At 33.0% G+C, this 23,829-nt stretch carries 23 protein-coding genes and 1 other annotated feature; of the genes, 19 read left to right on the top strand and 4 right to left on the bottom strand.

The window, feature by feature from the left end; all coding sequences use genetic code 11:
• Positions 1-84 precede the first annotated feature (84 nt).
• The 3 genes from H9L18_RS13400 (at position 85) to H9L18_RS13390 (ending at position 4,389) form a co-directional block, all read left to right on the top strand.
• Positions 85-1,944: a beta-glucoside-specific PTS transporter subunit IIABC gene (locus H9L18_RS13400; protein ID WP_126792877.1), complete on the top strand. Its 1,860-nt coding sequence runs from the start codon at positions 85-87 to the stop codon at positions 1,942-1,944.
• A 45-nt stretch (positions 1,945-1,989) separates the two neighbouring features.
• On the top strand, positions 1,990-3,459 hold the full coding sequence (locus H9L18_RS13395) for a glycoside hydrolase family 1 protein (RefSeq protein ID WP_126792875.1): 1,470 nt from the start codon (positions 1,990-1,992) through the stop codon (positions 3,457-3,459).
• An 84-nt stretch (positions 3,460-3,543) separates the two neighbouring features.
• Positions 3,544-4,389, top strand: a complete 846-nt coding sequence (locus H9L18_RS13390; RefSeq protein ID WP_126792873.1) for an HAD family hydrolase — start codon at positions 3,544-3,546, stop codon at positions 4,387-4,389.
• Positions 4,390-4,436: 47 nt separating this feature from the next.
• Here the strand turns inward: H9L18_RS13390 and H9L18_RS13385 are convergent, their stop codons facing one another.
• Entirely contained in the window at positions 4,437-7,046 is a 2,610-nt protein-coding gene (locus H9L18_RS13385; protein ID WP_260590286.1) for a YfhO family protein, read from the bottom strand.
• A gap of 272 nt (positions 7,047-7,318) precedes the next feature.
• Here H9L18_RS13385 and H9L18_RS13380 point away from each other — a divergent pair, with 272 nt between their 5' ends.
• From H9L18_RS13380 to H9L18_RS13310, 15 genes are all read left to right on the top strand, one after another.
• Positions 7,319-7,714, top strand: a complete 396-nt coding sequence (locus H9L18_RS13380) for a YjdF family protein (RefSeq protein ID WP_126792871.1) — start codon at positions 7,319-7,321, stop codon at positions 7,712-7,714.
• A 115-nt stretch (positions 7,715-7,829) separates the two neighbouring features.
• Positions 7,830-8,273 carry a GNAT family N-acetyltransferase gene (locus H9L18_RS13375; protein WP_126792868.1) on the top strand — a complete coding sequence of 148 codons (444 nt, stop codon included), beginning with the start codon at positions 7,830-7,832 and terminating at the stop codon, positions 8,271-8,273.
• A gap of 218 nt (positions 8,274-8,491) precedes the next feature.
• Complete coding sequence (locus H9L18_RS13370; protein WP_126793019.1) at positions 8,492-10,495, top strand: KUP/HAK/KT family potassium transporter; 2,004 nt, start codon at positions 8,492-8,494, stop codon at positions 10,493-10,495.
• A 179-nt stretch (positions 10,496-10,674) separates the two neighbouring features.
• Positions 10,675-11,202: a dCTP deaminase/dUTPase family protein gene (locus H9L18_RS13365; protein ID WP_246433292.1), complete on the top strand. Its 528-nt coding sequence runs from the start codon at positions 10,675-10,677 to the stop codon at positions 11,200-11,202.
• 128 nt (positions 11,203-11,330) lie between these two features.
• The gene (gene radA / locus H9L18_RS13360) at positions 11,331-12,701 is read left to right on the top strand and encodes a DNA repair protein RadA (protein ID WP_126792864.1); all 1,371 of its coding nucleotides are present in this window, start codon (positions 11,331-11,333) and stop codon (positions 12,699-12,701) included.
• A gap of 18 nt (positions 12,702-12,719) precedes the next feature.
• Complete coding sequence (locus H9L18_RS13355) at positions 12,720-13,817, top strand: PIN/TRAM domain-containing protein (protein WP_126792862.1); 1,098 nt, start codon at positions 12,720-12,722, stop codon at positions 13,815-13,817.
• 107 nt (positions 13,818-13,924) lie between these two features.
• Positions 13,925-15,388, top strand: a complete 1,464-nt coding sequence (gltX, locus tag H9L18_RS13350; protein ID WP_126792860.1) for a glutamate--tRNA ligase — start codon at positions 13,925-13,927, stop codon at positions 15,386-15,388.
• Positions 15,385-15,603: a binding site (T-box leader), on the top strand. It overlaps the preceding gene by 4 nt.
• 55 nt (positions 15,604-15,658) lie before the next feature.
• A complete protein-coding gene (gene epsC, locus H9L18_RS13345) occupies positions 15,659-16,174 on the top strand; it encodes a serine O-acetyltransferase EpsC (RefSeq protein ID WP_126792858.1) in 516 nt (171 codons plus the stop codon).
• 13 nt (positions 16,175-16,187) lie between these two features.
• Positions 16,188-17,594 carry a cysteine--tRNA ligase gene (cysS, locus tag H9L18_RS13340; protein WP_126792855.1) on the top strand — a complete coding sequence of 469 codons (1,407 nt, stop codon included), beginning with the start codon at positions 16,188-16,190 and terminating at the stop codon, positions 17,592-17,594.
• On the top strand, positions 17,594-18,001 hold the full coding sequence (locus H9L18_RS13335; protein WP_246433291.1) for a Mini-ribonuclease 3: 408 nt from the start codon (positions 17,594-17,596) through the stop codon (positions 17,999-18,001). The genes cysS and H9L18_RS13335 overlap by 1 nt, the downstream gene beginning before the upstream one ends.
• Entirely contained in the window at positions 17,991-18,764 is a 774-nt protein-coding gene (gene rlmB / locus H9L18_RS13330) for a 23S rRNA (guanosine(2251)-2'-O)-methyltransferase RlmB (protein WP_126792851.1), read from the top strand. Before H9L18_RS13335 ends, rlmB begins: the two co-directional genes overlap by 11 nt.
• Before the next feature lie 17 nt (positions 18,765-18,781).
• Positions 18,782-19,300, top strand: coding sequence for an NYN domain-containing protein (locus H9L18_RS13325; RefSeq protein ID WP_126792850.1), 519 nt, complete (start codon positions 18,782-18,784; stop codon positions 19,298-19,300).
• A gap of 107 nt (positions 19,301-19,407) precedes the next feature.
• A complete protein-coding gene (locus H9L18_RS13320; protein WP_126792848.1) occupies positions 19,408-19,989 on the top strand; it encodes a sigma-70 family RNA polymerase sigma factor in 582 nt (193 codons plus the stop codon).
• A 155-nt stretch (positions 19,990-20,144) separates the two neighbouring features.
• Positions 20,145-20,405 (top strand): Veg family protein, encoded by a 261-nt coding sequence (locus H9L18_RS13315; protein ID WP_126792846.1) that lies wholly within the window; start codon positions 20,145-20,147, stop codon positions 20,403-20,405.
• 60 nt (positions 20,406-20,465) lie between these two features.
• Entirely contained in the window at positions 20,466-20,939 is a 474-nt protein-coding gene (locus H9L18_RS13310; RefSeq protein ID WP_126792844.1) for a low molecular weight protein-tyrosine-phosphatase, read from the top strand.
• A 47-nt stretch (positions 20,940-20,986) separates the two neighbouring features.
• Here H9L18_RS13310 and H9L18_RS13305 read toward each other — a convergent pair whose 3' ends face one another.
• From H9L18_RS13305 to H9L18_RS13295, 3 genes are all read right to left on the bottom strand, one after another.
• Positions 20,987-21,991, bottom strand: coding sequence for a peptidylprolyl isomerase (locus H9L18_RS13305; RefSeq protein WP_126792842.1), 1,005 nt, complete (start codon positions 21,989-21,991; stop codon positions 20,987-20,989).
• Between the two features lie 171 nt (positions 21,992-22,162).
• The gene (locus tag H9L18_RS13300) at positions 22,163-22,531 is read right to left on the bottom strand and encodes a YtxH domain-containing protein (RefSeq protein ID WP_126792840.1); all 369 of its coding nucleotides are present in this window, start codon (positions 22,529-22,531) and stop codon (positions 22,163-22,165) included.
• A 1-nt stretch (position 22,532) separates the two neighbouring features.
• On the bottom strand, positions 22,533-22,955 hold the full coding sequence (locus H9L18_RS13295; RefSeq protein WP_126792838.1) for an HIT family protein: 423 nt from the start codon (positions 22,953-22,955) through the stop codon (positions 22,533-22,535).
• Between the two features lie 137 nt (positions 22,956-23,092).
• On the opposite strand from H9L18_RS13295, the gene H9L18_RS13290 reads away from it, so the two are divergent.
• Complete coding sequence (locus tag H9L18_RS13290; RefSeq protein ID WP_126792836.1) at positions 23,093-23,827, top strand: ABC transporter ATP-binding protein; 735 nt, start codon at positions 23,093-23,095, stop codon at positions 23,825-23,827.
• The last annotated feature ends 2 nt before the right edge of the window (positions 23,828-23,829 follow it).

Below are 23,829 nucleotides of genomic sequence, written 5' to 3'. Positions count from 1 at the left end.
TCGTAAACTCTTTTTATTCAAAAAGAGCACGGGTTTGTTTAGGTTTTTTCTATGCCAAAAATAAAAAAATTGGAGTGAAAAAAGATGAACCATCGAGAGTTAGCTGAACAAATTATTGAAAAAATGGGTGGGTCGACCAATATCAGTCAGAGCTGGCATTGTATTACTAGATTAAGATTTAATATTGGAAGTAAAGATAAAATCAAAATAGATGATATTAAAGAGTTAGATGGTGTTATGGGAGCACAATTTCAAAGTGGGCAATTCCAAGTCATCATTGGAAGTGATGTGGCTGATGTTTACCAAGAGGTTAGTGATTTGCTAGAAGGAAAAGAAAAAGCAAAAGAAACAGGACAAGCTGGTAAACAAAATATGTTAGATTTTGTTTTTGATGTCATTTCGGGTATTTTTACACCGATATTAGCAGCTATTACAGGTAGCGGATTACTTAAAGGAATTATGGCACTACTTGTCTTTTTCAATCTTTTATCTGATACAAGTTCAACTTATATTGTTTTAAATGGGATTGCAGATGCGACGTTTCACTTTTTACCTTTCTTAGTCGGTTTTTCTGCAGCTAACAAATTTAAAACTAATCCATCGATTGCAGTAGCTTTGGCAGGAATTTTAATGTATCCAACCTTTATGGCAAATGCTGCAGGAGGTGAAATTACTAGTCTTAAATTTATCGGGTTAACAATTCCGATGAATAGTTACGCATCGACAGTTATTCCGATTATTCTAGGTGTTCTTTTATTAAGTTATGTTGAAAAATATGCGAAAAAAATTGTACCTAATTCATTGACGATTATTTTCGTACCTTTGATTAGTTTGCTTGTAACAGCACCAATCATGTTAGCTTTTATTGCTCCGTTAGGTAATTTGGTAGGAACTTATTTAGAAATGTTCTTTACAATGTTGTTTGATGTTGCTGGACCTTTAGCTGGAGCTTTGATGGGTGGATTAATGCCTTTAATTGTTATTACGGGTATGCATTATGCCTTTTTCCCAGGTACATTCGCTAGTTTAGATAAATTTGGCTACGACATTATGTTGTTACCGATGAATCTTGTTGCTAATCTAGCTCAAGCTGGTGCGACATTAGGTGTTTTCTTTAAAACAAAAGATCAAAAAATGAAACAAGTTGCTATTTCTGCTTTTATTCCTGCTTTATTTGGTATTACAGAACCGGCTATTTATGGTGTTACGATGAAATTAAAGAAACCTTTTTATGCCAGTATGATGGGCGGTGCAATTGGGGGAGCTATTTTCGGGACTTTTGCTGTTAAGAGTTTTAGTTTTGCTGTTCCAGGAGCTTTAGCTATTCCAACGTACTTAGAAAAAGGCTCAAACAACTTTATGTTTGCTTTAATTGGTATTTTAGCTAGTTTCATTGTGGGATTTGTTGCTACTTTAATTTTCAAATTTGATTTAGGAGAAGAAACAGAGCAGACACCTATCTCTTCAAAAGAAGTAAAAAAAGAAAGTAAAATTTTGTCTCCGTTAAGTGGAACTGTTAAGTCGTTAAAAGAATGCCCTGATGAAACGTTCGCTACTGAAATAGTTGGAAAAGGCTTGGGCGTTATACCAGAAGAAGGTCTTGTAGTTGCCCCATTTGATGGCACAATTACTATGACTACACCTACCAATCATGCAATTGGAATTGTTTCGGATACAGGTGTTGAAATGCTAGTTCATGTTGGAATCGATACGGTCAGTTTAGATGGTAATGGATTTGAGCGTCTAGTTGAAGAGGGACAAAAAGTGAGTGTAGGAGATTCTTTATTAACCTTTGATATTGAAGTCATTAAAAGACATCAATTAAGTTTATATTCACCAATTGTGATAACCAATACACCTAATTATTTGGATGTTGTTCCTTCTGTTAAAGAAAATGAACGAGTTAGCAGAGGAAAAGAAGAAGTATTAATGGTCGTTAACTAATTAAATTTAATATAAATTAGAAATATATTTTAGGAGGAATTATTTATGAAAGAATTACAAACAGGATTTCCAAAAGGTTTTTTATGGGGTGGTGCTACAGCAGCTAACCAGATAGAAGGAGCTTATAATGTAGGTGGAAAAGGAATGTCTACATCAGATTATGCAGCCTATAAAGACCCTTACGCAACAGGTAAAGTAGATAACTTTACTTTTAATGTAACATCAAAAGAATTAGCAGAATATAAAGAAAATGAGGCTAATTATTTATTCCCAAAACGTTGGGGAATCGACTTTTATAATCGCTATGCAGAAGATATTGCTTTGTTTGCAGAAATGGGCTTTAAAACATTCCGTTTATCTATTTCTTGGGCACGAATTTTCCCGACAGGGTTAGAAACTGAACCAAATGAAGAAGGATTAGCCTTTTATGACCGAGTATTTGATGAGTGTGCTAAATATGGAATTGAACCATTAGTAACGATGTCTCATTATGAAATGCCAATTGCTCTAACAGAAAAATACAATGGTTGGGCAAGTCGTGAATTAATTCCGTTATTTGATAAATATGCTCGTGTTCTATTCAATCGTTATAAATCAAAAGTAAAATATTGGATTACGTTTAACGAGATGAACATGAATTTAAATAGTTTATACACAGGAGCAGGTATTTTAGAAGATTTAATTGACCCTGAAAAAAAATTAGAGGTAACTTACCAAGCGAGTCATCATCAATTTTTAGCTAGTGCATTAGCTGTTAAAGCAGCTCGTGAGATTATGCCAGAAGCTCAAGTTGGATGTATGATTAATCAAATTGAATCATATGCTTTAACAACAAAACCTGAGGATCAACTACAAGCCTTAAAATCAAATCAGTTAAATATGTTTTATCCTGATGTTCAAGCTCGTGGAGAGTATCCAACATATATGGCTCGTTACTTTGCCGATAATGATATTCATGTAGTTATGGAAGATGGGGATGCTGAAATCCTTAAAGAAGGTAAAGTAGATTATGTAGCAATTAGTTACTACATGTCTCACGTAACAGAAGCTCGTGAAGATGCCTCTAAATTAGCAGGATCTTTTGATAGCCCGATTAAAAATGAGCATTTAGAATTATCACAATGGGACTGGCCAATTGATCCAATTGGTTTACGTATTTCATTAATGAAATTATACGATCGTTATGAATTGCCATTATTTGTTTGTGAGAATGGATTAGGTGCTAAAGATGAGTTAACAGAAGATGGAAAAATTCATGATGATTACCGAATTGATTACATCAAAAAACATGTGGAACAAATGAAAGAAGCTATTAAAGATGGAGTTGATTTAATGGGTTACACAACTTGGGGTTGTATTGATTTAATTAGTTGTGGAACTTCTCAAATGTCAAAACGTTATGGTTTCATTTATGTTGATCAAGATGATAAGGGTGAAGGTAGTCTAACTCGTTACCCTAAAGATTCATTTAACTGGTATAAAGAAGTGATTGCTTCAAATGGTGAGACACTTTAATAGTTAAAATCAAGAAAAAGTGTGGCAGAAATTTATTTTGTCACACTTCTTTTTTGAGGATTCTAATGAATTGAGGAAGAAAAAATGAGACGAATTGCTTTTTTTGATCTTGATGGGACACTCTGTAATAGTCATGGAAATGTGTTACCGACAAGTATAGAGGCTATAAGGAAATTTAGACATGAGGGTAACCTTGCTTTTATCTGTACAGGCCGTTCTAAACCGGAAATATTAGATAATATTTTATCTATTGGATTTGATGGCGTCATTGGAGCGGGTGGTGGTTTTATTACTATTAATAATGAGCTTGTTTTTCATCAAACACTGGATAAAGAAATTGTTTTTAGTATGATAGAATATTTTAAAGAAAATGATATTGGTTATTACATTGAATCAAATGATGGCCTCTTTGGAAGTGATAACTATGTTAGAAAAATACAAGAAGAGATCCAAAAAATTGCTACGAGAGAAGGTCGTTCTTTTGAAGAATTAAATCAACAGCTTACGTGGTTTTATGAATTAGTTAATCAATATGATAGCCACAAAATTGACTATAGTAACATAAATAAAATCTCTTTTATTAATAATACAGTGCCTTACGAAGTTATTAAGAAAAAATTTGGAGCTACCTGTCATTTGTATCATGGAACGGTTTCTTTATTTGGTCCAGAAAGTGGTGAGATTGCTGTTAAAGGTGTGGATAAAGAAAGGGCTGTTATGCAGGTGTTAGAATTATTAAAGATAGAAAAAGAAGCAGCTATTGCTTTTGGAGATGGTGATAATGATTTAGCGATGTTTGAAGCTGTAGGTTATAAAGTAGCAATGGGAAATGGAACAGAGAAACTTAAAAAAATGGCTGATGAAATAACAGATACAGCTGATAATAATGGTATTGCAACTAGTTTTGAACGAGGAAATTGGATAAAATAATAAATCAGCGTTAACTTATCAATATTTCGATAAGTTAACGCTGATTTTTAATTCTTTTTCTTATTTAAAATAAAGTAGTAGTAACCACTAAAGCTAGCAATCCCTAAAGCAAAGAGTAATGCTCCAATGGTTAAACCTGGAGGTAAGAAAGATAAAGTAATATCATGTTTACCCTTAGGTACATTGAAGGTTAAGAAGGCATCTTTGAAGTCTTTAGTAGGAACTTTTTTCCCATCGACTTTAACAGACCAACCTTTATCATAAGGAATAGTTGTCATAAGTACCTTATCTTCAGGTGTTTCAATAGTAGCTTCTGCTTTTCTACCGTGAACGTTAAAATCAACACCTTGGTTATTAATTTCTTTCATAGCGCTTTGGTATTTATTGGTATCCATCATAACTACAGGAGGGTCAATAAAATCTACTTCTTTTGTACCGTATAATTCAAGGCTAAATCGTAAAGTAGAATCTTTTTCAAAATAGCCTAAATTGTAATACTGACCAGTGATATTAATTTGGCTCTTATAACTAGTTCCTTGAGAAAGGACTGTAGCACTTGAGCTTTCAAGTTTTGAAAAATCTCCTGGGAATAAGCTAAGGTAAGCTTGATTACCAGCTGGAACAAAAACATCATAGGTGATTGTTTTTCCAATATTGGATTTTTGTTCTTTAAATAGCACATGGTTATTTGGTTTATTGATAATCTGAGTATTTTTTGTTTCGACAACAGTTGGTTTTGTAAAAGTAAAATAGGAATCTTCAAAATTTGATAATTGATTAATCAAGGCGGTTTGCGCACCTAAGTTATCATTTTTAGGAAATTTTGTTTTGTAAAGTGTATCATCTGTTAACACACCAAGAGGCATAGCTAAATCATTTTCATAAAGTTGGTATTTTCCAGCTTTTGCAACAGAAGTAAAACCATATTTGTTAACCTTTTGATCGCTGATGTTATGTTTTACACCAAGAAGGCTATCCATAAATAAAGTATTATTTTGATATCTGATATTTAGGCTTGTTCCTCTTGATCGATAGCCTAAGTCATTTAAAAAGGTAGAAGAATGTCGATTTCTAATAGAAGAGAACATACTAATTCCGCTATAACCATAACTGAAACTGTCATTGGATGAAATAGGTGCCAATGATTCTAGACGATAAAATTCATCTTTATTGGCTTTATCAGCTGTATCGGTTAACTTTTTATAGTTTGGATAGGGATCAGAATAAAGGCTTCTAGAAGCGTAATTCCAATCGTCTAAAATACCATTCAACATGTATGAGGTATTTAAAAAAGCTTCTCCTGAGACGATTAAAAGTAACAAAATAGCTAATCGTTTTCCAGGTAATTTTTTTAATTGATAAAAAATAATAGCAATTAGGTATAGAAAAACAAATAAGATACTCATTAGTACATGAGTTGAAGTGACAAAATCATAACTTGTTTTTGGCGCTGTTAATTTAGCTAATAAAAAGAGAACAGGGACTAATAATCCGATACCTACTAAGTAACCACCGTCGTCTTTTGAAAAATTTTCCCAACCGTAACCGGCCAGCATAATGACTAAAAATGAAAATAAAAAACTAAATCGGAATAAAAACATATTTGGTGCATGGAATCCATGCCAGAATAAATTAAGTGGTTCTAAATAGAAACTCGCAATGAGTAAAATAAAAAGAGAACCATAGGCAATTTTATTAACTGTTTTAATTTTTTTAGTGACAAAATAGAAAAGACAAAACAGTAGCGGCAAGATACCAACATAAATAAATGGAATAGAGCCATATTTGGTTGTATCAAAAACCCCAATCATATTTTTAATGATAATATCCCAAAAAGAAGTAGCCTCAGTTTTTAATCGAGTCATTTCACTTAATGTTTCACCATTAGTTTTAAGGTCTAAAACAGCTGGTAAAATCATAATCATGGAGCTGATTCCAGCAAATAGTGAAGTAGCAAAGTATGGTACGATTGCTTTTTTATAAGCTTTAGGATTCGTAGCAAGTCGAGCAAAGAAATACCCAACTGTGAAAACGCCAATCATAAAACCAAAGTAAAAATTAGAGATAAATAATAGTAAATAACTAACAAAAAGTAAAATAGATTTTCCCTTGTCCATTACTTGGTTGATACCAAGAACGATTAATGGTAAGTACATGAAAATATCTAACCACATGATCAATTCAGAATGAGCTGTAATAAATGACATGAGTGAGTAAGCAACACTCAAACTTATAATCGACCATTGAGAAAGCTTATAGGTATTTTTTCCAAAGTACCAAAAGGCAAGGCCGGCACTGCCAATTTTGATTAGAGTTAGTAAGTACAAAGCATCTGGAATGTTTTGATTGTTAAAAAAGAAAACAATCGGTGTAAAAATTCCTCCTAAATAATAGGAAATAAGTGACCAATAATTGAGTCCTAAAGAGGCATTCCAAGTATAGAAAATACTCTGTTTACCATGCATGACATTATTAAAACTCGCGTGAAAATTCGAAAATTGAGAGAAGGCATCACTTGCTAAAACACTTCGATCACTTCCCCAGTAGATGCCCAGGCTTAAGTAGACAAAAAACATGATGAAAAAGGGAATAAAAAAAGCAGCTAGTCCGTATTTTCCTTCTGCCTTAAAATATTTTTTTAGTTTATTAACATTCAATTGAGTGTTCCTCCGATATCTAGTAGATTAACTTCTTTATTTTATCATAGGTTGTTTGATAAATATAGAAAGAGGAAAAATGAGGAGACACATAATATAAAAAGATGAATATATAGAAAATACTCTTTTAATTGAAATTTATCTGGAAATCCTTTATTTTATAGGTAGAATAAAAAATCACATTTCGGTTGGTAGTCCGGAAACATTGTAAGTAACCTTCCCTCCCTGGGTCGTCCGTTATTCCAATCTTTTAATAAAGGGAGGAAATAAATATGTCTTTGACAATTTATTTTAATGGTCAGTATTGGTGTGGCTTGATTGAGTACTTTGATGAAAAAAATCAGTGGGTAGTCAGAGAGCATGTTTTTGGACCTGAGCCAAAAGCAGAAGAGGTTTTCAATTTTATTCATTATGTGTTACCTAATCTATTGAATGAAAAATGGTTAGCTAAAAATAATCAGATTCAAACAAGTAAAGAGAGAAGAAAGATAAATCCTAAGAGACTTCATCGAATGATTAACAAAGAGAAGCAACAAAAAGGAATGTCTTCTAAATCTCAAGAGGCGATTAGATTACAACATGAAGAGCGAAAAAAAGTGGCTAAGAAGAATAAAAGAGAACGTAAAGAATTGTATTTAAAAGAGCAGTTCGAAAAAAAAACAAGCTAAAAAACGTGAGAAACATAAAGGACACTAAATATTGACTTAGAAAGCTTAGAATATTCTAGGCTTTTTTTTATAAGTATCAAGATTTAATGATAATTAGTTGAAAGGAAGAGATAAGATGATTTTACGTCAGGTTACAAGTAAAGATTTTGATTGGATTGTTGAGAATTATATAGATGTGTTTTCTTCTGAACCTTGGAATGATGACCTTGAAGTTAAACAAATCGAAAATTATGTAAAAGAACTTTTTGAAATGAATACATTTAATGGATTTATAGCTGAAGTTGGTAATAATAGGATAGGTGCTTCTTTAGGTTATATTAAACCTTGGTATCAAGGTAAAGAGTATGCGTTAGACACATTTTTTATTTCAAAGAAATTTCATTCAAAGGGATTCGGGAGTCAGTTTCTTTCTTTGATTAAAAAAGAATTATTGAAAGAAAATATTCCTGCAATTATTTTAGATACAGATAGGGGAATGCCAGCGGAAATTTTTTATAAAAACAATGGATTTAAGGTATCTGAAGAATCAATTATTATGTTTTGTGATGTAAGTAAATAATAAGTTAAATGTACCAAAAGAATAATTTAAACGGTAGAATAATGAACTGGAAAAAATACGGAAAAAACTTAAGTTATTTTTGTTCAAAAAGGGTGTTGACATTTGCGATAAAGAGCATATAATTCATCTTGTTTGTATTTAGTAATTAATAAAAAATAGGAAATTGTTTTATTGAAAGAGAGGAATGAAAAGTGAGTCACAAGTTGACCCGAGAAAACATGGACACCTTTAAAGTTGGAGGTGCCTTAGTTGCAATGGGTGTTGTTTATGGAGATATTGGAACGAGCCCGCTTTATGTTATGAAGGCAATCATTGAAGGTAATGATGGGCTGGCCAATGTATCAACTGATTTTATTTTAGGTTCGGTATCCTTAATATTTTGGACACTAACACTACTTACAACGGTTAAGTATGTCATGATCGCGCTAAATGCGGATAATCATGGTGAGGGTGGTATTTTCTCTCTATACACGTTGGTTAAAAAATCTGGGAAGTTTTTACTGTTTCCGGCTATGATTGGTGGGGCTACATTACTAGCAGATGGGGTTCTGACACCAGCAGTAACTGTAACGACAGCCATTGAAGGTTTAAGAGGTATTCCGAGGTTTTATGATGCATTTGGTAATAATCAACATGTTATTGTTGTCATTACGATGGTTATTATTTTTGGGTTGTTTATGATTCAACGATTAGGAACACAAAAGGTAGGAACTGCTTTTGGACCAATCATGCTAGGTTGGTTTACTTTTTTAGGTGTTATGGGTGTCATTAATTTCGCTGATAATTTGAGTGTGCTAAAAGCATTGAATCCTTACTACGCTTTTCATTTGTTGGTATCAAGTGAAAATAAAGCGGGTATTTTTATTTTAGGTAGTGTCTTTCTAGCGACAACTGGAGCAGAAGCTCTTTATTCAGATTTAGGACATGCTGGAAGAAAAAATATTCGTGTTAGCTGGCCTTACATCAAAGTTTGTTTAACTCTAAATTATTTCGGACAAGCAGCTTGGCTGATTAGTGTCAAAGATAATCCAACATTTCAAAGTATTGAAATGTTAAATCCATTCTTTAGAATGATGCCTAAGTCACTCACAGTTGTTGGGGTTGTATTTGCGACGTTAGCTGCGATTATTGCGTCTCAATCTTTGATATCAGGTTCTTATACACTTGTATCAGAGGCAATAAAATTACGTTTGTTACCAAGAATGAAGATTGTTTATCCAACAGATCAAAAGGGTCAGCTTTATATTCCAGCTGTTAATACCTTGCTTATGATTGGTTGTTTAAGTATCGTCGTAACATTTAGAACGTCTGCTCATATGGAATCAGCTTATGGATTAGCGATTACGATTACTATGTTGATGACTACTTTATTATTACTATTCTACTTGTTACAACGAGGAGTACCAAAACTCTTATCGTACACAATCTTTATTTTCTTTGCAGTTATTGAAAGTATTTTCTTTATTTCAAGTGCTACTAAATTCTTGCATGGTGGTTATGTGGCTGTATTTATGGCGTTAGTTATTTTTGGTATCATGATGATTTGGCATCGTGGTAATATCATTCAAGAAAGAGAATCTGATAAAGTTTCTTTATGTGATTACAAAGAACAACTAAGAGAATTAAGTCAAGATACTGAATTGCCTGAATATCAAACGAACATTGTCTTTTTAACAACTAAAATTAAAGGTCATCGAGTTGGAAAAGAAATTATGTATTCTATTTTAGATAAACGACCAAAACGGGCGAAAGTTTATTGGTTCGTGAATGTGTTTGTAACAGATGAACCTTATACTAAAGAATACTATGTTGATATGATGGGAACAGATTATATCGTAAATGTTCAACTTCGTTTAGGTTTTAGAATGAACCAAGAAGTGAATGTTTACTTAAGACAAATTGTCCAAGAGTTAATGGAAGAAGGTAAGTTACCAAAACAACCTCAGAAATACTCTATTATGAAAGGACGCGAAGTCGGAGATTTTGCTTTTGTTTTAATTAGAGAAGAATTAACAAGGGTTACATCATTAAGTACAATTGACACGATGGTAATGCAAGCAAAATTAGCTATCAAGAAAATTGCATTTGATCCAGCTAGATGGTTTGGATTAGAATACAGCGATGTAATTGTTGAACATGTACCGCTTGTTATTGGTGAGAAGAAAAAAGCGAGTCATTTAACTCAAATTCAAGTAGATGATTTTGATGAAGATGATGACTAAAAGATAAATAAAGAAAACAGACTTTTATGTTTTTTCATAAGGTCTGTTTTTTTAGTGTGTTTCCATAAAAAAAGCATAAGGAGATGATAAAATAAGAAAAGATTCGACTTTAGCCCCTTTTTATTTATAGAGTTATCATGTAGGATAGAACAGATAAAGAAAAACGAAGGATGATGAATGTGGCAAAAATTCGAGGATTTGAAAAAGTAACAACATTTGAGGAAATTAATTTACCAAAGCGAGCTACTAAAGCAGCTGCAGGTTATGACTTTGAAGCAGCAAGTGATGTTATTATTCCCTCTATTTGGAAATCAGGTATTGCAACAGCTCTTAAAGTAGCTTTAAAGAAAGAAGAAATTTTTTTAGATGAAGAGATGATTAAGCAAGTGAAACCAGTTTTAGTTCCTACTGGAGTGAAAGCTTATATGGGAGAAGAGGAATTCTTACAGTTATGTAATCGTTCAAGTAATCCATTAAAGAACTTTTTACTTTTAGGAAATGGGGTTGGAGTGATTGATAGTGACTACTATAATAATGAAAACAATGAAGGTCATATCATGTTTCAATTTTTAAATTTTGGTTTGAGAGATGTGACGATTAAAAAAGGAGAACGAGTAGGTCAAGGGATCTTTTTACCTTTCTTAAAAGCCGATGAGGATAGTGCTACAACTGAGAGACAGGGCGGTTTTGGTTCTTCAGGTAAATAAAAATAAAGTTCTTTTAATAAAGAGGGTTTTCTTTCAAGAATCTTTTGTTTATGTGCTAAAATGTTAATGTACTTATGAAAATATTAACAAGAAATAAGTTGATTAATAACAGAGATAAGGATGATTTTGTGGCAAAAAAAAAGAAAAATGAGTTTGTTTGTCAATCATGTGGTTATATTTCGCCGAAGTATCTAGGAAGATGTCCAAATTGTGGTGAATGGAATACGCTTGTAGAAGAAATTATACAAGAAAAACCAACAAGACATAGCCGAGTAAGCTTAACAGGTGAAACAACGAAACCAGAAAAATTAGACAAAATTGTATTTAAAAAAGAAACGCGAGTTAAAACAGAATTAGATGAATTAAATCGAGTTCTAGGTGGTGGCGTTGTTCCTGGTTCCATGGTTTTAATTGGTGGAGATCCAGGTATTGGTAAGTCTACTTTACTTTTACAAGTTTCGCAGCAATTAAGTAAGATTGATGACAATGTACTTTACGTATCAGGAGAAGAAAGTGCTCAGCAAATAAAAATGAGAGCTGAACGTTTGAGTGAAACAGATAATCATTTTTATGTGTATGGTGAGACAGATATGGATTTGATTAAGCAAACCATAGAACAGCTTCGTCCTAATTATGTCGTAATCGACTCTATTCAAACGATGATTCACCCAGATATTACGAGTGCAGCAGGTAGTGTCAGTCAGGTTCGAGAAACTACGGCAGAATTAATGCAAATTGCCAAAACAAATCAGATTACTATTTTTATTGTAGGTCACGTGACTAAAGAAGGTTCTTTAGCAGGGCCTAGAATGCTAGAACACATGGTGGATACAGTTCTTTATTTTGAAGGAGATCGACATCATACGTTTAGAATTTTGAGAGCAGTAAAAAATAGGTTTGGCTCAACTAATGAAATAGGTATTTTCGAGATGAGACAAGAAGGATTAGTAGAAGTTAAAAATCCATCTGAAGCCTTTTTAGAAGAACGATTAGACGGGGCAACGGGCTCTGCTATTGTTTGTTCAATGGAAGGAACGAGACCAATTTTAGCAGAAATTCAAGCTCTGATTACACCATCAGTGTTTGGAAATGCTAATAGAACGGCTTCGGGATTAGATCGTCATCGTTTATCACTGATTATGGCTGTTTTAGAAAAAAGAGCAGGTTTACTCCTTCAAAATCAGGATGCGTATTTGAAAGCAGCTGGTGGAGTTAAGTTAGATGAACCGGCAATTGATTTAGCAATTGCTGTGAGTATTGCATCTAGTTATAATGACAAAGGAACCTCACCTCATGAGTGTTTTGTCGGTGAGATTGGTTTAACAGGTGAAGTTAGACGTGTGAACCGAATTGATCAACGTGTATCAGAGGCTAAAAAACTTGGCTTTAAAAAAATATATGTTCCTAAGAATAATTTGCAAGGTTGGAAAGTTCCAACTGGTATTGAAGTCGTGGGTGTTTCGACAGTCTCTGAAACTTTAAGGCAAGTATTCAAATAGGAAAGGAGGAATGTCTTTATGCAGAAAAAAATCTTTAATGTTGTGATGGCTATTGTTGGATTTAGTTTGGGTGTCACGTTAATGCCTCTTGTTTGGGGAATTTTTAATTTAAATAGTAATCAGTGGTTGAATAATGAAGTAACGAACGGTTTGATTGGTGCCATTATTTTTATTATTATTTCTATTTTTACCTTTCGTTATGTGGGCAGTGCCCTTAAAAAAGTGGAAAAAATTATTAGCGAACAGAGTTTACAAGATTTAGTATTTGGTAGTATTGGTGTGATTGTCGGCTTACTTTTAGGAGCGCTAGCATCTATTCCGTTATACTCCCTAAAAATAGCTTTACTAAATATTTTATTACCAGCACTAATAATGCTGACATTAGGATATTTTGGATTTAGAGTCGGGACAACTAAAACGGAAGAATGGCGAAAATTATTAACACCTAAACCCAAAAAAGGGGTCGAAGAGGTTTTAGAAAGAAAAATCACGGATAATTTCCATAAATACAAAATACTAGATACTAGTGTCATTATTGATGGAAGAATTTATGATGTTGCTAAAACAGGATTTATTGAAGGAACCTTATTAATCCCTAATTTTGTCTTGTATGAACTGCAATATATTGCTGATTCAGGCGATAGTTTGAAGCGAGTTAGAGGACGTAGAGGGTTAGATATTTTAAATGCTCTTCAAAAAGAAGAAAACATTTCTGTTGAGATGTATGAAGGTGACTTTGAGGATATACAAGAAGTTGATAGTAAATTGATTAAATTAGCTAAAATGTTAGATGGTATCGTTGTAACAAACGACTATAACTTAAATAAAGTTAGTGAGTTTCAGAATGTTCCAGTGTTTAATATTAACGCCTTGGCTAATGCGATAAAACCAGTTGTCATCCCTGGAGAAACAATGGATGTACTCGTGATGAAAGATGGGACTGAGCGCCAGCAAGGTGTAGCTTATCTGGATGATGGAACAATGGTTGTTGTAGAAGATGGTAAGCATTTTATGAATAAGAGAATCAATGTTATTGTGACTAGCGCTCTTCAAACAGCAGCCGGTCGAATGATTTTTGCTAAACCTTCTCATTCTCAAACAACGATTAATGATTAACAAAGCTTTAAATGAATCTAATCTGTACCTTTACTATTTAGTAAAATGAGGGTAAAATTTAGATATTATAGGTTAATACCGAAAAAGACAATAAGGAAGGTAATTTCATGACAAAAAAAGTTCGTGTAAGATACGCACCAAGCCCAACTGGACATTTACATATTGGGAACGCAAGAACAGCATTATTTAACTATTTATACGCAAGACATCACGATGGAGAATTTATTATCCGTATTGAAGATACGGATCAAAAACGTAACATTGAAGATGGCGAGAAAAGTCAGTTAGAGAACTTAGAATGGTTGAATATCGACTGGGATGAGTCTCCTGCTAAACCAGGTCAATACGGCCCTTATCGTCAATCTGAAAGAAAAGATATTTACTTACCACTTGTAGATCAATTATTAGCAAGTAACTTAGCGTACAAATGTTATTGTACAGAAGAAGAATTAGAAGAAGAGCGTGAAGCACAAAGAGCAAGAGGAGAAATCCCTCGTTATAATGGAAAGTGTGCTAACCTTTCAGCTCAAGAGCAAGCGCAAAAAGAAGCAGAAGGCATCACACCAGTGGTTCGTTTCCGCGTGCCTAAAAATAAATCATATAGCTTTGAAGACATGGTTAAAGGAAACATTACCTTTGAATCAGACAGTGTCGGTGGCGATTTCGTTATTTTAAAACGTGACGGTATGCCAACATATAACTTTGCTGTAGCAGTGGATGATTACATGATGAAAATCTCTCATGTTTTACGTGGTGATGATCATATTGCTAATACGCCAAAACAATTAATGATTTATGAAGCATTCGGCTGGGAAGCACCAGAATTTGGTCATATGACTTTAATCATTAATTCAGAAACAGGTAAAAAACTAAGTAAACGTGATGAAACAATCCTACAATTTATCGAGCAATATCGTGATTTAGGTTACCAACCAGAAGCGATGTTTAACTTTATCAGCCTTTTAGGTTGGTCACCAGTTGGAGAAGATGAAATTTTCTCTCAAGAAGAATTCATTAAAATTTTCGACGCAGATCGCTTAGGTAAATCACCAGCAGCCTTTGATAATAAAAAACTTGAGTGGATTAGTAATCAATACATGAAACAAATCGAAAGAAAAGAAATGGCTCAGTTAGCTTTACCTTACTTACAAGAAGCTAAATTAGTTGAAGAAAACTTAACGGATGAAAAATTAGCTTGGGTAGAAGAGTTAGTTTCATTGTATCAACCACAAATGAGTTATGCTGCCGAGATAGTTGAATTGTCAAATCTTTTCTTTAATGATACATTATCATTAAATGAAGAAGCTAAAGAAGTTTTAGCTGGAGAAACAGTACCTCAAGTATTAGAAGCTTTCTCTAAACAAATAGCAGATTTAGAAGAATTTGATGTAGCATCTATTAAAGCATCTATTAAGGCTGTTCAAAAAGAAACTGGCGTAAAAGGTAAAAATTTATTTATGCCGATTCGTGTTGCTGTTAGTGGCCAAATGCATGGTCCAGAATTAGCAGAAACAATTATGTTATTAGGTAAAGAAAAAGTATTAGACCATATTAAACAAGCAACAAACTAAATACGTTGAAAAGAAAAGTAAATGATTATTTGAATGAAAGAGAGCTCGTGGGTGGTGAAAACGAGAGTCAACTAATCATTGAAGTGCCTCTTTGAGTAGTTTTGGCGAAAAATTAGTAGTCAGAAACGAGTGATAATCGTTAACTTATCAAAAGGTTAAAGAAAGAATTTTTTCTTTGACGAAAAAAAGTGGAACCACGTGAAAACGTCTTTTAGCTCATATTCAGCTAAAAGACGTTTTTTTTATTACTCTAAAAAGAGAGGTGAAGTCATGGGAATTAGAGAAGATATAAAAAATGTTAGAGAGCACGATCCAGCAGCTAAGTCCAATCTAGAAGTTTTTTTTACTTATCCAGGACTTCACGCTATCTGGGCACATCGCGTTTCTCACTTTTTATATAATCGTAAATGTTACTTTTTGGCACGATGTCATTCTCAATTTTGGCGATTTATAACAGGTGTTGAAATCCATCCAGGAGCTCAAATTGGTAAACGTTTATTTATTGATCATGGCATGGGAATTGTTATTGGTGAAACGACAATTATTGAAGATGATGTGATGTTATTTCACGGTGTGACACTAGGTGGGACGGGTAATCATTGTGGTAAAAGACATCCAACTATTAGAAAAGGTGCGATGATTTCGGCTCAAGCTCAAATTTTAGGACCTGTTGAAATTGGAGAAAACGTAAAAATAGGCGCATCTTCAGTTGTTTTAAAAGATATCCCGAAAAATACGACAGCTGTAGGAATCCCTGCAAAAGTTGTTAAGATAAATAAAGAATAGGAGAGACAATCGTATGAAAATTTATAACACATTAACTCGAACAAAAGAAGAATTTAAAACGATAGAACCAGGGAAAGTTCGTATGTATCTGTGTGGTCCAACAGTTTATAATTACATTCATGTTGGTAATGCTAGAAGTACATCTGCTTTTGATACGGTGAGACGTTATTTAGAATACAAAGGTTATGAAGTGAATTATGTTTCTAATTTTACAGATGTGGATGATAAAATTATCGCCTCTGCTAAAGAAGAAGGTGTTTCGACTAAAGAGATTGCAGACAAGTACATTGCAGCTTTTAAAGAAGATACGGGTAAATTAAATGTAAAACCAGCTTGCCTACATCCACGAGTCATTGATCATATTGACGATATTATTGAATTTGTTGAAGTTTTAATTGAAAAAGGGTATGCTTATGAATCTCAAGGAGACGTTTATTATCGTGCTCGTCGCTTTAAAACATATGGTGAACTAAGCAATAAAAGTCTTGATGAACTTGAAGTTGGAGCAAGTCAACGGACAGGTGAAGAGCAAAATAAAAAAGAAGATCCTTTAGATTTTGCTTTATGGAAATCAGCCAAAGAAGGAGAAATTTCATGGGATTCTCCTTGGGGTGAGGGTCGTCCAGGCTGGCATATTGAATGTTCAGTTATGGCCACAAAACATTTAGGTGAAACAATTGATATTCATGCCGGTGGACAGGATTTAGAATTTCCTCATCATGAAAATGAAATTGCTCAAAGTGAAGCTAAAACAGGGAAAAAATTCGCTAACTATTGGATGCATAATGCTTATCTGACTGTTGGTGATTCCGGTGAAAAAATGAGTAAATCATTGAAAAACTTTGTGACAGCACATGATTTAATGCAAGAAGTCTCACCAGAAATTGTTCGTTTTGCTTTAGCAACAACTCATTATCGCCACCCAATGCCATTTAATGAAATTATTTTAAAAGAGGCAGAAACTAACCTAACACGTATTAAAGGAAGTTTTAATAATGTCATGTTCAGGATAGATAAAGCAGAAGAGACTCTCGAAGAGGATGATTCATATCTAAAAGAACTTGATTTAATAAAAGCTCAATTTGAAGAAGGCATGGATGATGATTTTAATACAGCAAATGGAATTACAGCCGTATATAGTCTAGTAAAATGGCTGAATGCTTATTTAGAAAAAAACAAAGTATCAAAAATAGTCTTAACAAAAGCTGTTGAATTGTTAAAAACTTTGATGACCGTTTTTGGAATCGAACTAGGAGAAGCAGAAGTTCTAGATGAGACAATCGAAGCTTTGATCGAAGAAAGAAATGAAGCGAGAAAAAATAAAGACTTTAAACGAAGTGATGAAATTCGAGATGAATTAAAAGAGCAAGGAATTATTCTTGAGGACACATCACAAGGAACGAGATGGAGCAGAAATTAATGAATGATAAAAAAGATTATTCTCTTTTAAGTGGACTTACTTTGGCTTATGTAGGGGATGCAATTTATGAAGTATATATCAGAGATTTTTTAATTCGTTCTGGTCAAACAAGACCAAACCAATTACATCGAATGGCTACCCACTATGTGTCGGCTAAAGCACAACACTATTTAATTGAAGCGATGATTGAAGCAGATATTTTAACAGACGATGAAAAAGCGGTGTATAAAAGAGGTAGAAATGCTAAGAGTCATACAAGTGCCAAGAATACTTCAATTTTTATTTATCGTGCCTCTACGGGATTTGAAGCCTTGATGGGTTACTTACACCTGACTGACCAAAAAGAGCGCTTAGAAGAACTGATAGGTTGGTCTATTAAGAAAATAGGAGAGAAGAATGAAAAATAAACGTGAGATGAAACAAGAGCGAAAAGAACCTGTCTCATTGGAAGATGTGGTTTTTGGACGACATGCAACAGTTGAGGCTCTTCAAGCAAGAAGAGGTAATAAACTGTTTATCCAAGAAGATTTAAAGAGTCATAGTATTGAAGAGTTAAAAGCGTTAGCTAAAGAGTTTTCAGTACCGATTATTTGGGCACCTAAGGCAAAACTTGATGAGATGACTAATAAAGAAAATCATCAAGGTATCGTGATGAAGATTACACCTTATGAATATTTATCTTTAGGTGAACTACTAGAAAACACAAAAGAGAAAGAGAATCGCTTTTTCTTAATTTTAGATAGCATAATGGATCCTCATAATTTAGGCTCAATTATGAGGACAGCTGATGCTGTTAATGTAGATGGAATTATTATTCCAAAGCATCGTGCGGTTGGAATTACACCAGTTGTGGTTAAAACATCAACTGGCGCTGTTGAGCATGTGCCTGTTGCAAGAGTAACTAACTTAAGTCAGACTATTAAAAAGTTAAAAGAAGATAATATCTGGATATTTGGAACAGATATGAATGGAACAGATTATACCAAATGGAATGTTGCTGGTGATATTGCACTTGTCATTGGTAATGAAGGAAAAGGAATGGGAGCAGCTCTGAAAAAAGAAATGGATGAGATGATTACTATTCCAATCGATGGACATGTACAAAGTTTAAATGCAAGTGTTGCAGCTGGGCTTTTAATGTACGAAGTTCATAGAAAAAGAAGAAGCTAAAAGAATGGAGAAAGTCAGTGAAACGTCAAGTACTATTTGTAGATGGTTATAATATGATTGGTGCTTGGCCCATTCTTGACCAATTAAAAAAACAAGACAAACTAGCAGATGCAAGAGATACATTGTTATCAATGCTATCAAATTATGCTAAGTACGAAGGTATTGAAGTGATTGTGGTTTTTGATGCTCAGTTTGTACCAGGAATCCAGCAAACGTATAATGAGTTTGGGGTAACAGTTATTTTTACAAAAGAAGAAGAAACAGCAGATACTTATATTGAACGAGAGGCAGCTGAGAGAATTAATCCGCTAACACATGTCAGAGTAGCAACAAGTGACATGGCAGAACAATGGATAATTTTTTCAAAAGGAGCCTTACGAGTATCTGCAAGAGAACTTTATAAAAATCTTAAAGAATCAGAAAAAAAAATTCGTTCTGATGCAGAAGACTATCAATTCCAGAGTTATCGGCGAAATAGTCCATGGTCTAATGACCAATTAAAAAAATTACAAGAGATATATAATGATTTGGATTAAATAACACGAGTTTGAACTAACGTTCTCTTTCGTGTTTTTTTGTTTAGTGATAATATTTTGAATCAAAGGATGAGGAAACGGTTTCTTTCGGGTCGAGGAGACTAAATATGTTAAACGAAAATGAACTGTTATTGACGCAAGCTAAAATCGGAAGTAGTGATGCTTTCGAAGAGCTATTCCAAAAGTATGTTCCAATAGTTTTAAGGCAAAGAAGTGCTTATTACTTAAGAGATTATGATTTAGATGACTGGTTACAAGAAGGTAGAATCGTGTGTTTTCAGTCATTGCAACGTTATAACATTAAACAAGATGTAACGTTTGGCTTGTTTTTTAAAATTAATTTCAAGCGTCGTATTGTAACCCTTTTAAGGCATCAAGAAGCCCAAAAACGACAAATTTATCATTACACAGAATCTTTAGAATCCAAAGTAGATCAACTAGGAGAAATTTTTAGTAAAGGTGTTGTAGATTACCGTGCAGGAACAAGTATAGACTATATTTTTATCCGAGAATCATTAGAAGATTTTTCAGAACAATTATCAAAATTTGAGATTAAAGTTTACATTTACTTGCTGTTAGGCGAAGGAGTAGAGAGTATCGCTAATATATTGAATGTCTCTGTTGTAAAAGTAACGAGTGGTTATAGTCGTCTAAGAAAGAAAATAAAAAAACAACTGATGGAAGAATAACTGAGCAAATTAATCCTCAATAGTTCAATTAACGTAAGAAAAAGAACAGAAATTTATAAATAAATTTGTGAAAATCTATTGCTAATATAGCGTTATTATGATAAAATTTGAAGTTTTTTGTCTATTATGTTATAATGGTATTTGAGGTGAGTTGGATGGCAGCGAGTATATTAACGATAAAAGAAGAATTGGAAAATAAAATCGGTAGTCGAATTACTTTAGTCGCTCAGACTGGAAGAAAACGACAAACAGAACGTAGTGGAATTTTATCAGAAACATATCCTTCCGTATTTATTGTCAATTTAGATCAGGATGAAAACGCATTTGAACGTGTATCTTATAGCTATACGGATATTTTAACTCGTGCAGTTGAAGTTCAATTTACTGATGATTTAGAAGAAGAGATAATAGGATAAAATGATAAAGAGAGGCTGACCTTTTTGGTGAGCTTCTTATTTTATTTGGAGGTAGAAGAAATGGTTAAAGTTTTATTTGTTTGTTTAGGTAATATTTGTCGTTCTACTATGGCAGAGGCAGTGTTTAGAGATAAAGTTGAAAAAGCAGGTTTATCATCTAGTATTATAGTATCTTCTGCTGCAACAGGTAGTTGGAATTTAGGAGACGCTCCGCATAAAGGAACTCAGGAAATTCTAAAAAGTAAAGGCGTTAATTTTGATGGTATTTATTCAACTAAAATAACTGATGAGGAATTTGAGCAAGTGGACTATATTATTGGGATGGATGAGAGTAATCTAACTAATTTGATGAAACTATCACCAAATAGTAAGTGGAATAATAAAATTCATTTACTTTTATCAGAAAGTATTGATGAGAAAAGACAAGAAGTTCCAGACCCGTATTATACAGGAGACTTTGATTTAACTTATGAGTTAGTTGATTTAGGAACTGATAAATGGTTAGAAAAAATAACTAAAGAAATACAAAAATAGCACTAAAAAAGAGGTTAACCACTTAGGTTAACCTCTTTTTGATGTTGTTATTTAGACTCAGTTGTTTCTTCTTTGTCTTCTTTTTTATCGTCTTTTTTGCTGTCTTCTTTTTTGTCATCTTTTTTAGCTTTTTCTTCTTTTTGAGGTAAGTAAGGAGCTAAAATATCTTTGAAATCGTCATCAGCAATTTTTACGTTAGCTTTTTCTAATTCTTCACCAACAATTTTTTGTTGGAAAGTAGGATCTTGTAATTTGTTTTGTTTAGTAATTTCTTTTAATTCTTTTTCAAATTTCTTGTAGTCGTTACCTTTTTTCTGGTTTTTAACCATCTTAACTAGGTAGAAACTATCAGCACCAGTTTGCATGTTTTGAGCAGTAACAACTTCTGATACTTTTCCATCTTCTAATTTATAAGCAGCTTCTTTTACTTGATCAGGCACATAAACCATTTCAGGTTTTGTTGTCATAGTTGAGTCAAATGTAACTTTACCGCCATCTTTTTTAGTTGTTTCATCTTTAGATTTTTCTTTAGCAACTTTAGTGAAATCTCCACCATCTTTAACTTCAGTTAATGCTTTATCAGCATCTTCTTTAGATTCAAACATCATAATTTGAGCGTCCACTTTAGGATGGAAAGTTGCCCAAGTTTCTTTTAAGTCTTTGTCTTCAATTTTAATGTTAGATTCTAACATTTTTTGGAAAGCAAGTTGACCTTTAATTGATTCTTTGTATGTTTTCACATCTAATTTATTTTGTTTTAATAATTCTTCAAATGGTTTTTTACCACCATTTTGTTCTTCAACTTTTTTATACTCTTTGTCTACATCAGCATCTTTTACATCTTTGCCATAAGCATTTTCAGTTACGTCTTTGATGATCATGTTAGTTAATACTGAAGCTGTTTGAGGATCTTTCTTTAATTCAGCATATAAATCGTCTTCTGAAATTTTAGAACCTTTCATAGAAGCAACTTCTTTACCACCTGAACATCCAGCAAGCGCTAGAATCCCTAAAAGAGATACTGCAGCCAATTTTAATGATTTTTTCTTCATTACTATTTGCACATCCTATTCTCAATAATTTGTTATAAATCTACATAATTGCATCACGAATATTACTATATCATACAATTCTTTCAAAAAATACAAAATTCAAAAAAATTTCATATAATAAACATAAGTTTGAACCTATAATACGAAAAAACGCTATTCTATCTAATTTTCTTATTCGTTTAAATTGTTAGAAAAATCGTTTATTTCAGTTTCAATTTTAGCGAGTTGTTTTTTTATGTCTTCTAAACGATATTTTGATTTAAATTTAAAGCGTTCAAGACTTTTCTCAGTTCCTTCAATAAAATCTGGAATTAATGTTTCAGCCAAGTCCTGAAGTTGGAAGGTGTTTGCCTGAACTTCTTCAGCACCATTTTTAACGTCCATGATTAATTGAAGTGTGTCATCAATCTCATCTTGAATTTTTTTACGTGTTTCTTTTCCAGAACGAGGAGCTAGTAAAAGTGCTGCAGATCCGCCAATAATACCACCAATAACTAATCCTTTAACAAATTTTTTGCCAGAAAATTTCTTTTTATCCATACTAGATGTTCTCCTTTATCGTTTTAGCCATTTCCGCCATTTCTTCTGATGTGTATTTGTCACCATTATTAGCAAATGTAATTGAAAAATCATCTTCTTTACTATATCTAGGAATCAGGTGGATATGCGAATGAAAAACAGATTGATAAGCTAATTCTTTGTTATTATTGATTAAATTCAAGCCTTCCATATCAGGGAAACTTTTTTCTAAAGCACGAGCGATTTTTGGAACCTTAGAAAAGAGTGTCGCTGCTAACTTTTCGTCATACTCAAAAATATCTGCTACGTGTTGTTTAGGGATAACCAGCGTGTGACCTTTTGTTGTTTGAGTAATATCTAAAAATGCGTAGACATCTTCATCTTCATAAACAGTATAACTTGGGATTTCTCGATTAATTATTTTACAAAAAATACAGTCTGTCATTAAAAAGACCTCCTTTAATTATAAAATAACCTTACCATAAAAGGATTCAAAAATGAATCTAATAATAGTAAAAAAGAAGAATTAGTCGGGTGAAGTTATGCTATAATTTATCATAGAATATAATGGAGGATTTATGTATGAGTTTAAAAATTGAACATTTAACTGGTGGTTATGGACATATTCCAGTATTAAAAGATATAAGTTTTGAAGTTAGTTCCGGAGAGATTGTAGGATTAATTGGATTAAATGGTGCAGGAAAAAGTACAACCATTAAACACATTATTGGTCTTTTAACAGAACAAAAAGGAAGTATCTCAGTAGATGGTAGAAAATTAAGAGAATCTCCAGAAGAATATCGTAAAACAATTGGTTATATACCTGAGACACCTATTTTATACGATGAATTAACATTAAGAGAGCATATTGAAATTACGGCGATGGCCTATGATATTCCAATGGATGAAGCAATGAAAAGAGCGGACAAGCTTCTAAAAACATTCCGTTTAGAAAATAAATTGGACTGGTTTCCAGCTCATTTTTCAAAGGGAATGAAGCAGAAAGTTATGGTTTTATGTGCTTTTTTAACTAAACCTAGTTTGTTTATTATCGATGAACCGTTTTTAGGGTTAGATCCATTAGCTATTAACGCGTTACTTGAGTTGATGAAAGAAATGCGAGACCAAGGATCAGCTATCTTGATGTCTACACATATTTTAGCAACTGCTGAAATATATTGTGATCGATTCGTGGTTTTACACGATGGTGAAATTAGAGCGATTGGCTCAATGCCTGAATTGCGTCAAGAATTTAATTTACCTGATTCTTCTTTAGATGATATCTATATCTCGCTCACTAAGGAAGAGGAGGTCTAATG

The sequence above is a fragment of the Vagococcus carniphilus genome (assembly GCF_014397115.1).
Taxonomy (GTDB): domain Bacteria; phylum Bacillota; class Bacilli; order Lactobacillales; family Vagococcaceae; genus Vagococcus; species Vagococcus carniphilus.
The sequence above is the reverse complement of the archived record's forward strand: the minus strand, read 5'-3'. Positions and strand labels throughout refer to the sequence as shown.

What these genes read in the sequence shown, in the direction of transcription:
- H9L18_RS13400 (WP_126792877.1), top strand. Translation starts at nt 85, where the DNA reads ATGAACCATCGAGAGTTAGCTGAACAAATTATTGAAAAAATGGGTGGG.
- H9L18_RS13395 (WP_126792875.1), top strand. Translation starts at nt 1,990, where the DNA reads ATGAAAGAATTACAAACAGGATTTCCAAAAGGTTTTTTATGGGGTGGT.
- H9L18_RS13390 (WP_126792873.1), top strand. Translation starts at nt 3,544, where the DNA reads ATGAGACGAATTGCTTTTTTTGATCTTGATGGGACACTCTGTAATAGT.
- H9L18_RS13380 (WP_126792871.1), top strand. Translation starts at nt 7,319, where the DNA reads ATGTCTTTGACAATTTATTTTAATGGTCAGTATTGGTGTGGCTTGATT.
- H9L18_RS13375 (WP_126792868.1), top strand. Translation starts at nt 7,830, where the DNA reads ATGATTTTACGTCAGGTTACAAGTAAAGATTTTGATTGGATTGTTGAG.
- H9L18_RS13370 (WP_126793019.1), top strand. Translation starts at nt 8,492, where the DNA reads ATGGACACCTTTAAAGTTGGAGGTGCCTTAGTTGCAATGGGTGTTGTT.
- H9L18_RS13355 (WP_126792862.1), top strand. Translation starts at nt 12,720, where the DNA reads ATGCAGAAAAAAATCTTTAATGTTGTGATGGCTATTGTTGGATTTAGT.
- gltX (WP_126792860.1), top strand. Translation starts at nt 13,925, where the DNA reads ATGACAAAAAAAGTTCGTGTAAGATACGCACCAAGCCCAACTGGACAT.
- epsC (WP_126792858.1), top strand. Translation starts at nt 15,659, where the DNA reads ATGGGAATTAGAGAAGATATAAAAAATGTTAGAGAGCACGATCCAGCA.
- cysS (WP_126792855.1), top strand. Translation starts at nt 16,188, where the DNA reads ATGAAAATTTATAACACATTAACTCGAACAAAAGAAGAATTTAAAACG.
- H9L18_RS13335 (WP_246433291.1), top strand. Translation starts at nt 17,594, where the DNA reads ATGAATGATAAAAAAGATTATTCTCTTTTAAGTGGACTTACTTTGGCT.
- rlmB (WP_126792851.1), top strand. Translation starts at nt 17,991, where the DNA reads ATGAAAAATAAACGTGAGATGAAACAAGAGCGAAAAGAACCTGTCTCA.
- H9L18_RS13320 (WP_126792848.1), top strand. Translation starts at nt 19,408, where the DNA reads ATGTTAAACGAAAATGAACTGTTATTGACGCAAGCTAAAATCGGAAGT.
- H9L18_RS13315 (WP_126792846.1), top strand. Translation starts at nt 20,145, where the DNA reads ATGGCAGCGAGTATATTAACGATAAAAGAAGAATTGGAAAATAAAATC.
- H9L18_RS13310 (WP_126792844.1), top strand. Translation starts at nt 20,466, where the DNA reads ATGGTTAAAGTTTTATTTGTTTGTTTAGGTAATATTTGTCGTTCTACT.
- H9L18_RS13305 (WP_126792842.1), bottom strand. Translation starts at nt 21,991, where the DNA reads ATGAAGAAAAAATCATTAAAATTGGCTGCAGTATCTCTTTTAGGGATT.
- H9L18_RS13300 (WP_126792840.1), bottom strand. Translation starts at nt 22,531, where the DNA reads ATGGATAAAAAGAAATTTTCTGGCAAAAAATTTGTTAAAGGATTAGTT.
- H9L18_RS13295 (WP_126792838.1), bottom strand. Translation starts at nt 22,955, where the DNA reads ATGACAGACTGTATTTTTTGTAAAATAATTAATCGAGAAATCCCAAGT.
- H9L18_RS13290 (WP_126792836.1), top strand. Translation starts at nt 23,093, where the DNA reads ATGAGTTTAAAAATTGAACATTTAACTGGTGGTTATGGACATATTCCA.